This window comes from Reyranella sp. (assembly GCF_036558665.1).
In the GTDB taxonomy this organism is placed as follows: domain Bacteria; phylum Pseudomonadota; class Alphaproteobacteria; order Reyranellales; family Reyranellaceae; genus Reyranella.
The window spans coordinates 1-8,684 of sequence record NZ_DATBFE010000011.1; the positions used below are offsets into that span (position 1 = coordinate 1).

The 8,684-nt window shown below is 66.1% G+C and carries 8 protein-coding genes; 6 read left to right on the forward strand and 2 right to left on the reverse strand.

Annotated elements, in window-relative coordinates; translation table 11 throughout:
- The first annotated feature begins 141 nt into the window (after positions 1–141).
- The 3 genes from VH499_RS01960 (at position 142) to VH499_RS01970 (ending at position 4,066) form a co-directional block, all read left to right on the forward strand.
- A complete protein-coding gene (locus VH499_RS01960) occupies positions 142–1,128 on the forward strand; it encodes an isopenicillin N synthase family dioxygenase (protein ID WP_332050998.1) in 987 nt (328 codons plus the stop codon).
- Positions 1,129–1,271: 143 nt separating this feature from the next.
- Entirely contained in the window at positions 1,272–2,420 is a 1,149-nt protein-coding gene (locus VH499_RS01965; RefSeq protein WP_332050999.1) for a mandelate racemase/muconate lactonizing enzyme family protein, read from the forward strand.
- Between the two features lie 14 nt (positions 2,421–2,434).
- Positions 2,435–4,066 carry a 3-(methylthio)propionyl-CoA ligase gene (locus VH499_RS01970; protein WP_332051000.1) on the forward strand — a complete coding sequence of 544 codons (1,632 nt, stop codon included), beginning with the start codon at positions 2,435–2,437 and terminating at the stop codon, positions 4,064–4,066.
- A 12-nt stretch (positions 4,067–4,078) separates the two neighbouring features.
- On the opposite strand, the gene VH499_RS01975 is transcribed toward VH499_RS01970, so the two are convergent.
- Positions 4,079–4,387 carry a metalloregulator ArsR/SmtB family transcription factor gene (locus VH499_RS01975; protein WP_332051001.1) on the reverse strand — a complete coding sequence of 103 codons (309 nt, stop codon included), beginning with the start codon at positions 4,385–4,387 and terminating at the stop codon, positions 4,079–4,081.
- A 255-nt stretch (positions 4,388–4,642) separates the two neighbouring features.
- Between VH499_RS01975 and VH499_RS01980 the strand changes: the two genes are divergently transcribed.
- On the forward strand, positions 4,643–5,533 hold the full coding sequence (locus VH499_RS01980) for a TauD/TfdA family dioxygenase (RefSeq protein WP_332051002.1): 891 nt from the start codon (positions 4,643–4,645) through the stop codon (positions 5,531–5,533).
- A gap of 48 nt (positions 5,534–5,581) precedes the next feature.
- On the opposite strand, the gene VH499_RS01985 is transcribed toward VH499_RS01980, so the two are convergent.
- Positions 5,582–6,181: a tetratricopeptide repeat protein gene (locus VH499_RS01985; RefSeq protein ID WP_332051003.1), complete on the reverse strand. Its 600-nt coding sequence runs from the start codon at positions 6,179–6,181 to the stop codon at positions 5,582–5,584.
- Positions 6,182–6,487: 306 nt separating this feature from the next.
- Here VH499_RS01985 and VH499_RS01990 point away from each other — a divergent pair, with 306 nt between their 5' ends.
- Together VH499_RS01990 and VH499_RS01995 are read left to right on the forward strand one after the other, a co-directional pair.
- Positions 6,488–7,771: an OmpA family protein gene (locus VH499_RS01990; RefSeq protein WP_332051004.1), complete on the forward strand. Its 1,284-nt coding sequence runs from the start codon at positions 6,488–6,490 to the stop codon at positions 7,769–7,771.
- 31 nt (positions 7,772–7,802) lie between these two features.
- Positions 7,803–8,684 (forward strand): hypothetical protein (locus VH499_RS01995; protein WP_332051005.1); only part of this gene is annotated, 882 nt, incomplete at its 3' end.

The following is an 8,684-nucleotide window of genomic DNA, read 5'->3' on the forward strand; positions in this document are numbered from 1 at the left end:
CATCGACTGGCCGATCGCTGCCGTGCCGACGACGGTCGGGCCAGACCGGCCGCCGAAGTATCCCACGACCTACTATACCGACTACATGATCTGGTATCAGAAGCGGAACTACGACGTTCTGAACGAAGCGCAGGCGGCCGATTGACGAGCACCGACACCATCCCCGTCATCGATCTCGGGCCCTGCCTCGCGGGAGAGCCGGGCGCGCTGGAGCACTGCGCCCGCGAGCTGCGCGTCGCCCTCACCGAGGTCGGCTTCTACTTCATCGTCAATCACGGTGTGTCACCGGCCCTGATCCGCGACGCCTTCCGCCAGGCCGCCCGCTTCCATGCCCAGCCGGTCGAGAACAAGATGGAAGTGCGCATCGACCGGCACAATGTCGGCTATCTGCCGATGCGCGGCGACACCCTGCGCACGTCGGTAGTGCAGGCCGTCACCAAGGCCAATCTCAACGAAGCCTTCTTCGTGGCGCGCGACCTCGCCGCGGACCATCCGGACGTCGTGGCCGATCGGCGCTTCCGCAGCGCCAATCGCTGGCCGCGGAACCTGCCGGGCTTCCGCGAAACCGTCGTCGCCTATTGTGAGACGATGGAGCGGCTGGTGCAGAGGCTGATGCCGCTCTATGCCCGCGCCCTCGACCTGCCGCCGACTTACTTCGACACGCCCTTTCATGAGAGCCAGTACAAGCTTCGCATGACGCATTATCCGCCGCAGGAGGTCCCGGCCGACGACGAGTTCGGCATCGCGCCGCACACCGACACGAGCTTCCTCACCCTGCTCGCCCCCAACGACGTGCCCGGACTCTCGATCCGCAGCCGCGACGGCAGGTGGATCGAGGCACCGGCCATTCCCGGTGCCTATGTGGTCAATGGCGGCCAGCTCCTGCTGCGCTGGACCAACGATGCCTTCCTCGCCACGCCGCATCGCGCCATCAACCGGACTGGCGGCGAGCGCTATGCGCTGGCGTTCTTCTGCGACAGCAACATCGACTGGCCGATCGCCGCCGTGCCGACTGCCGTCAGCCCCGACAGGCCGCCGAAATATCCGACCACCTACTACACCGACTACATGATCCACTATCAGCAGCGCACCTACGACCTGCTGAAGGACAATCAGGCGGCCGATTGAACCGTCAATCCATGCTTGTCGAAAGCCTGTGTCATCGCGAACGCAGGAAGGGATCTTTCACCCTGCCGATCGAGGATCGCTCGCTCGAGCACGCGTGCGACTCGGGATGACAATATCGTTTCTTTGGTGAGGGATCGTCACAATTGAGCTCAGCCACGCTCGCGCGCGTCGAGGCGCATGTCTTCCGCGCTCCCATCGAGGAGCCGATCCGCACCTCCTTCGGCACCATGACCGAACGCGTCGCGGTGTTCGTGCACGCCGAGGATTCCGACGGCGCCCGCGGCTGGGGCGAGATCTGGTCCAACTTCCCGACGGCCAGCGCCGAGCATCGCGCACTGCTGTTCGCCGACATCGTCGCGCCGCGCGTACTCGGCAGGTCGCTCGACGATCCGATGGCGCTGTGGGCCGAGATCGATCGCAGCCTGCATGTGCTGCGCCTGCAGAGCGGCGATGCCGGTGCTCTGTCGGCCGCGGCGGCCGGCCTCGACCTTGCGATCCACGATCTGCGCGCGCGCAAGCGCGGCCTGCCGCTGTGGCGCGCCCTGGGCGGCAGCGACGACTCGCCGGTGCCGGTCTACGCCTCCGGCCTCAATCCCGGCCGCGCGGCGCTCGAGACCGTCGAGCGGGCGCGCGCATCAGGTTATCGCGCCTTCAAGATCAAGGTCGGGTTCGGCGAGGAGACCGACCTCGGCTCGCTGCGCCCGGTGGCGAGCAAGCTCGGAGACGACGAGCGGCTGATGGTCGATGCCAACCAGGGTTGGGATCTCGCGGCGGCCTGCCGCATGGCGCCCCGGCTCGCGGAGTTCGGTCTGGGCTGGATCGAGGAGCCCCTGCCCGCCGACCGGCCTTGGGCGGAATGGGTCCAGGTCGCAGCGGCCGCGCCGGCGCCGCTGGCCGGCGGCGAGAATATTCGCGGGGCCGGCCTCTTCCAGCAGGCCATCGACTCGGGCCTGCTCGGCATCCTTCAGCCCGATGCCGCCAAATGGGGAGGCCATTCCGGCTGCCTGCCGGTCGCGAAGGCGGCGCTCGCCGCCGGTCGCACCTACTGCCCGCACTTCCTGGGCGGCGGCATCGGACTGATGCATTCGCTCCATCTGCTGGCGGCGGTGCGCGGGCCGGGCCTGCTCGAGGTCGATGCCAATCCCAATCCCCTGCGCGAGGGCGTGCTGGGTGGTCTCCTCGATGTGACCGAGGGCTGCGTCTCCCTTCCCGGCGGGCAGGGACTCGGTCTAGAACCGGACCTGAAGCCGCTCGCCAATTTCAGAAGCCTTCACATCGAGCGGCGCGCGTAACAGAGGGAAGCGCCATGCTGGGCTTGATGCAAGACCGTCCGCTGCTGATTTCGCAGATCATCGACTTCGCCGCCGCGTCCTATCCGGACGTCGAGATCGTGACCCGGACCGTCGAAGGACCGATCCATCGCTACGGCTACAGGCAGGCGCGCAGACGCGCCAAGCAGGTGGCCGAGGCTCTGCAGACGCTGGGCGTCAAGCTCGGCGACCGCGTCGGTACCATCGCCTGGAACACCCATCGCCACTTCGAGCTCTATTTCGGCATCTCCGGCTTGGGCGCGGTGCTGCACACGATCAATCCGCGCCTCGCCCCCGACCACGTGGCCTATATCGCCAACCACGCCGAGGACAAGGTGATCTTCGTCGACCTCAACCTCCTGCCGGTGGTCGAGAACGTCCACGACAAGCTCGAGACCGTGAAGCACGTCGTCGTCATGACCGACCGTGCCCACATGCCCGCGTCGAGCAAGATCCCCGGCCTCCTCTGCTACGAGGAGCTGATCGGCGACAAGCCCGGCACGATCGAATGGCCGCAGTTCGACGAGAAGACGGCCTCGTCGCTGTGCTACACCTCGGGCACGACCGGCAACCCGAAGGGCGTGCTCTATTCGCACCGCTCGACCATGATCCATTCGATGATGATGGCGTCGGGGCCGGTGCTGGCGCTCGATCCGGACACGACGATCCTGCCCGTGGTGCCGATGTTCCACGCCAACGCCTGGGGTCTCATCTACGCCGGCCCCATGTCCGGCGCCAAGTTCGTCCTCCCGGGCTTCAAGCTCGACGGCGCCAGCGTCTACGAGCTGCTCGACAAGGAGCAAGTGACGATGAGCGCCGGCGTGCCGACCGTCTGGCTCGCCCTGCTCGACTACTGCGCCCAGAACAAGCTCAAGATGTCGTCGGTCAAGCGCACCCTGATCGGCGGCTCGGCGGTGCCCGTCTCCATGATCGAGCGCTTCTGGAGGGAGCATCAGGTCGAGGTCGCACAGGGCTGGGGCATGACCGAGATGAGCCCGCTCGGCACACTCACCCGCTTCAACAGGGGCGAGCGCAACCTGCCCGACGCCGAGCGCTTCGCCATCACCGCCAAGGCCGGCCGGCCGGTGTTCGGCTGCGAGATGAAGATCATCGACGATGCCGGCAACGACCTGCCGCAGGACGGCAGTGTCTCGGGCAACCTCGTGGTCCGCGGGCCGTGGATCGTGAACGGCTACATGAAGGGCGAGGGCAAGAGCCAGTTCCTGAAGGACGACTGGTTCATGACCGGCGACGTCTGCAAGATCGAAGGCGACGGCTCGGTGGTCATCACCGACCGCTCCAAGGACGTGATCAAGTCGGGCGGCGAGTGGATCAGCTCGATCGATCTCGAGAACGCCGCCATGAGCTGTCCCGGCGTCGCCGAGGCGGCCGTGATCGGCGTCCATCATCCCAAGTGGGACGAGCGGCCGCTGCTGGTCGTGGTCAAGCGGCCCGAGGCCAACGTCACCAGGGACGATCTGCTGAAGTTCCTGGACGGCAAGATCGCCAAGTGGTGGATGCCCGACGACGTGCAATTCATCGACGCCCTGCCGCACGGCGCCACCGGCAAGATCCTGAAGACCGCCCTGCGCAAGCAGTTCGAGGGCTACAAGCTGCCGACGGCGTGACTCTCGCGAGCTTCAGTGCTCGGCGACGTGCGTGATCATGTCCTCGACCATGCGGCGCACGTGCTCGTCGTCGGCGCCGTAGAAGACCTGCTTGCCGTGACGTTCGGCGCGCACCAGCCGCGCCCCCTTGAGCAGCCGCAGGTGGTGGCTGACCAGCGATACCGAGAGCCCCAGCCGCCCGGCGATCTCCGACACGGCAAGCGGCGTGCGCAGGCAGGCGACGACGATGCGCAGGCGGCTGGCATCGCCCAGCAGCCGGAACAGATCCGCCAGCGCCACCGCATGGTCGTCGGACAGAACGCTCTTCCTGGCTTTTGACATTTGAATGTTTGTTCAGATGTCACGGCACCGAAGTCAAGGCGGCGGCGCGAAACCGGCAGCGCAGCCCCTCATGTCCCTCGCCCCCGCAGGGGCAGAGGCCAGGAGAGGGGGAATGAAAGAGCACGCGGTGTTTGTCGCCCCTCTCCCTCCTCTCCCCCCTGCCGGGGCGAAGAGCATGAAGAAGAGCAGCGGCTCTCATCGGAATGCGCCTCCTGCCATGTTCCACCGGGTCGCGATCCCCTCTAGACTTCCGCCATGACCATCGCCATCGAGCCCATCGACCCGGTCGGCCGGGCCTTCTTCGCGGGCGTCCTGTCCGGCATCGACCTCAGGCGGCCGCCGACCGCGGCCGAGGCCGCCGCCGTGCACGACGGCATGGACGAGTTCGGCGTGCTGGTGTTCCACGACCAGGACATCGACGACGCCCAACAGCTCGCCTTCAGCCGCGCGCTGGGCCCGCTCGAGACGGCCACCGGCGACATCGCCGCGCCGCACGAGCGGCGCGTCAGCATGGACCTCAACGACATCTCCAATCTCGACCGCAACAACAAGGTGGTGGCGCGCGACGACCGCCGCCGCCTGTTCGGCCTCGGCAACCAGCTCTGGCACTCCGACAGCTCGTTCAAGGACGTGCCGGCCAAGTATTCGATCCTGTCGGCGCGCGCCATCCCGCCGGCCGGTGGCAACACCGAGTTCGCCGACATGCGCGCGGCCTACGACGCGCTCGACGAGGCCACGAAACGTGAGGTGCACGATCTCGTCTGCGCGCACAGCCAGATCTTTTCCCGCGGCGTCCTGGGCTTCACCGACTTCACCGACGAGGAGCGCGCGAAGTGGGCGCCGGTGCGCCAGCGCCTGGTGCGGCGCCATCCGCGGACGGGCCGGCTGTCGCTCTATCTGTCGAGCCATGCCGGCGGCATCGAGGGCTGGCCGGTGCCCGAGGCGCGCGCCTTCCTGCGCGACCTCACCGAGCACGCCACGCAGCGCCAGTTCGTCTACGCCCATGTCTGGCGGCCGCACGACCTCGTCATGTGGGACAACCGCGTCACCATGCACCGCGCCCGCCGCTACGACCACACCGAGGTGCGCGACCTGCGCCGCACCACGCTCACCAACGAAGTGTCGAGCCTGGAGCAGGCGCCTTAGCGCGCAGGCACCGGAGTCGAGGTCCGCGCCTTCAGGCGGTACGCGGCTTCATTTGACACCGAGGTATTTGAGGGCCTCTTTCGCGTCCTCGTCGCCCTTCTCGGCCGCCTTCCTGAGCCAGCGAATGGCTTCATGACGATCCTTGCGGACGCCGAGGCCCTGAAGATAGACGATGCCGATGTTGCGTTGCGCAACCTCGTTTCCCTGATCCGCCGCCTTGCGCAACCAGCGCATGGCTTCGGTGTAGTTCCGCTGCACACCCCATCCCGACAGATAGAAGAAGCCGACGTCATTCTGCGCCTCGTCGCTCCCCTGTTCCGCCGCCTTCATGTACCAGGCAAACGCCTCGGCATAGTCCGGGTGAATCCCCTGGCCTTGCGAGTAGAGATCGCCAAGCGCGATTTGCGACTTGATGTCTCCTTGCCCGGCAGCAATGCGATGCCAGCGCACGGCCGCCGCATAGTCCTGTTTCTTGTAGGCATCGTCCGCCTTGTTACGTGCCTCTTCGGCGCTTGTTGCGCTGGGCGGCGACGCCTCCGTTGCCTGTCCCCGTTCCTGCTGGGCAACCGCCAGGCCCGACGACAGGCAAATCGCCGCGACGCTGAGCATCGCGACGGTCGCACACGATCGAAAAGAACGTTCGCTCATTGCCCCGAAAGCGGGACCGCTCCCCCAATCTGTCCACGGCTCGTCCGTGCTCGTTGGCGCGCTGTACCACCAAACCCTACGCCAATCCGCTATCGATAGCACAGCCATTCCCACCTGACATGTGCATCGCGCGATGGCGGAACCGTTCGGATCGAAGATCGGCTCGATGGCCGTGACCGACCACACAACCGTCTATGACACCGCGCGCCCGGCCATGATATCGTTCGTTCAACCGCGTTTTCGAAAGTCACACCTCAGATCCGACAGGGGCGTGAGATGCGCGCACAATCCCTATTTTCATACGTGGTGTTTGCCGCGTTTTCGGTACTGACGGGTCCGGCCGAAACGGCCGCCCGGGAAACCGACATTTCCGGAGTAACTGCCGATGTCGCGTTCCTGCGCCAATACGACGGGGTGCTTCATCTCGGCGTCGTCCTCCACAATGCCAACGCCAAGGAAGCCGCGGGACACGGCGCAATCGACTATGGCGATATCGTCATCGTCGATGCCCAGGCGAACAGGAAGCATTTTCCGCTCAAGGACGCGAATGGCCATTTCCTGGCCGGCCCGATCTCGGACTGGAACGGCGGCGGACGCTGGTTTCCAAAGCTGCTGGCAAAATCCGATACGCTGGTCTGGGTCCTGTTCGAGGCCGTGAGGAGTGGCGCGACCGTAAGCGTCGAGGGTCCGGTCTTTCATTCGTTCGGCAAGCTCGCCGCAACGGACGGGCCGCCGCAGGGCGGACTCGAGGTTGCCAGCAGCGTGCCGCCGCTGCGCGCGAGTGTCGTCTCCGCCGATCGCAGCGACGGGCAGCTCAAGGTGCAGCTCAGGATCGTCAATCCGGAGAAAACGCGGATCGGCTCGCACACGGTCTTCTATCGCGACGTCTACGCGCTCGATCCGCAGGGGAAGCGCAGTTATCCCCTGCTCAAGGACAGCCAGGGACTCTTCATGGCGGCACCGATGGGGGACAAGAACGAAGGCGGCCGCTGGTTTCTTTCCAGGCTGGAGCCGAACGGCCAGGCGCTGGTCGATCTGACCTTCCAGGCGCCGCCGGACAAGGTTCGCACCGTCGATGTCGTGCTCCCCTGGTTCGGCCCGTTTGAGGCGGTGGCGATCAGCGGCGAAGGCGGTGCGAAGGATTCCGGTGTCGCGGTCGCCGGCCGCTCGACCGAACTCGAGCGCGCGCTGAAGGAACTGAAGGCAGAGGTCACCCCGGAGCAGGTGAAAGTGAATCTTTCTGCCGACCTGCTGTTCGATTTCGACAAGGCCGACATCAAGCCCGCTGCCGAGCCCGAATTGGCGAAGGTCGCGACCGTGCTCAAATCCTATCCCAGGGCTCAAGTGCTGATCGAAGGCCATACCGACGGAAAGGGCAGCGACAGCTACAACCAGACGCTTTCGGAAAAGCGTGCCGACACGGTAGCGCGATGGCTCGCGGCGCACGCCAACCTCGACGGTGCGAATCTCAAGACGCGCGGCTGGGGCAAGGCGAAACCCATCGCGCCGAACAGCAAGCCTGACGGCTCGGACGATCCCGACGGCCGCGCCAGGAATCGCCGCGTCGAGATCACGGTAACGAAGTCCTGACGATGCGGCTGGCTGCGGCAAGGCGGGCCTGATGCGCGCTCATCGCTTGCGTCGTCGAAAGGGCTTGGCAGTACCCGTGGCCGGCATTCTTTTGCTCACCATGGCCGGCAGCGCGCTCCTGCACTCGGCGATGGGATCGAACGACGGAGGCGGCGCCGATCAGCCGACCTTCGTCGCCTATTTCCTGACATTCGAGGCGACGGCTACGGGGGACAGTCAATTCCAGCCCGCCAATGCGCCCGAGCAGTTCAGCCGCCTCGATGCCCGTTTGAAGGGCACCGCCATCACCCGCTACCGGACAGTGGCGGGACGGCTCGTCTACCACGACACGCGATACCTGACGCTCGAGGTGAAGGACGATCTGGAAACCTACACCATTACCCATTACCGGGACGGCATATGCGCTCACCATCAGTCCACCCGGGTTGCGGATGCGGGCTCGTATGTCGGCGCCTATGTGCAGGTGGCGCCGACCAGAAGCGTGGAACTGGCGCTGCTGCACAATCCGCCGGAGCGACGCGACGATGGATGGGTTCTCCGCTACCCGTTCAGCGGTCTGGCGGCGATGCGTTTCGACGAGACCTTCGTGTCCGAGTTGTTGCAGCGAACAACGAGCCTGGCCAGTTGTGCCGTGCAAATTTCCAGGTCCCGGCCCAATCACAGCGTGCTCACGTATCTGGCGCGTCGTCCGGAAATCCGCGAGATGCGTTCCGACTCGGCGGACGGCTCGTCCTTTTCGCTGACGGCGGATTGGCGCGATCGCTTCGGCGTTGGTTCCAGCCACGTCCACTGGAGGGCTCGCGCATGGCGCCTGGGGGCGTGCGGAAGTCACGCCGCGCCCCTTCAGGACGGCGACGCGATCGTGACGCACGAGGACGTCGACGTCGATGCCGGCGCCACCGACATCACGCCG